This window comes from Citrobacter sp. wls718 (genome assembly GCF_005280945.1).
Lineage (GTDB): Bacteria > Pseudomonadota > Gammaproteobacteria > Enterobacterales > Enterobacteriaceae > Citrobacter > Citrobacter gillenii.
In genome coordinates, this window is the sequence record NZ_SZWV01000093.1 from 1 (window position 1) to 1,382 (window position 1,382).

A 1,382-nucleotide genomic window follows, 5' to 3' on the forward strand; every position below is an offset into this window, starting at 1 on the left:
GGAACTTGTTCGCACCTTCCCTAAGCCCCGTGATTGCGGGGCTTTTTTGTTTAATGTGCTAAAACTGGTTCTAAGGTACAACTGTTATGAATGATATCTCATATGGTCGAGAAGCGGAAAAATGGCCCCGTGAATATTCTACGCTTGCTCGCAGGATACAATTTCTACGCTTCAATGATTATCCTGTAAAGTTGGTAAGCGGCAACGGGCAATCAATAATCGGTTATATTTCAAAGTTTAATCAGAAAGAAAATATGATCTTGGCATCTGATGAAGCTAAGGGAAGCAATAGGATTGAGGTAAAACTTGAGTTTCTCGCATCACTCGAAGAATTGCCGATTGGCGAAAGTTTAACCGCAAGACTTATTGCTGCTGATGTTTTTAATGTTCAGCCATGTGACCCAACAAGGAAAGACTTTTTCTCTATCTGCAATAAGTGCTTTAAACAAGGGGTGGGTATAAAAGTACATATGCTAGATGGGCGTATTCTGATAGGGGAAACAACAGGTGTTAATGCTTGCCAAGTCGGAATGATTAGACCAAATGGCAACCATATGCAGATCATGTTTGACTGGGTTAGCAGAATAACCTCTTCAGATTACTCTGATTAAATATTAATATTATCAGTTGGTTATCATTATTTAAAAGGATACTTGGTCAAGAGAATGAGTAACTAACTCAATAAATATGGATCCGTTTAGCTGAGCTTGCATCTTGTTTTGTTTTCAACATGACGTTACTAAAAGAGGCCGCTAGATGCAGCCCTTGAGATTCGTCATCGGAAATCTTTCATTCTGAATTTGTACGTTACGTCGTCAGAGTCCGCGTGTAACTCTTTCACTGTGAGTTCGTCATATCGAACCATAAACACCACATTAAATTCAACATTACTAGTACCCCGCCAACGGTTAGAACTTTGACCTGACTCTGTCCAAATCACGTTGTCATCAGATAATTTACAGTTGAATGAAAAACGCTGGTTATCCGAAGGGCGCATGTATGAAACAGTAAACACTCCAGCCGTTTTCGTTTTGGCTACTTGAGTTTTACCCACACTCTTACCGAACATACCTGCAATTGCTGCCTTACAGACTTGAGATTGAGTGAATGGCGTAGTTGATGCTGGCATAAGGTTCACCGACGCAGCTTTCTTTACCTTTACTGCTTCACGCGCAACAAATGGCTGGCTTGTTGGGGCATCATTGCTAGCTACATCATTCGAGTAATAGGCGTTCCCAGTATTCTCACTACCACCGCCACTACATCCTTTATAAATCGCGATTGCGATGAAACCTAAAAAAATGAATCCTCTCACGGGAGACTGATATGGTTTTTTAACACCACAACCTGGACACACTTTCTAGACTGGCCCCCTGAATCTC

At 41.2% G+C, this 1,382-nt stretch carries 2 protein-coding genes; one reads left to right on the forward strand and one right to left on the reverse strand.

What is annotated here, in order from left to right; genetic code table 11:
• Nucleotides 1-86: 86 nt before the first annotated feature.
• Nucleotides 87-611 (forward strand): phase-1 flagellin repressor protein, encoded by a 525-nt coding sequence (locus FDW95_RS17190; protein ID WP_069219472.1) that lies wholly within the window; start codon nt 87-89, stop codon nt 609-611.
• A gap of 164 nt (nt 612-775) precedes the next feature.
• On the opposite strand, the gene FDW95_RS17195 is transcribed toward FDW95_RS17190, so the two are convergent.
• Nucleotides 776-1,315 (reverse strand): hypothetical protein, encoded by a 540-nt coding sequence (locus FDW95_RS17195; RefSeq protein ID WP_249359189.1) that lies wholly within the window; start codon nt 1,313-1,315, stop codon nt 776-778.
• Nucleotides 1,316-1,382: the final 67 nt, after the last annotated feature.

Coding starts and splice junctions, on each gene's coding strand:
- FDW95_RS17190 (WP_069219472.1), top strand. CDS start 87: ATGAATGATATCTCATATGGTCGAGAAGCGGAAAAATGGCCCCGTGAA.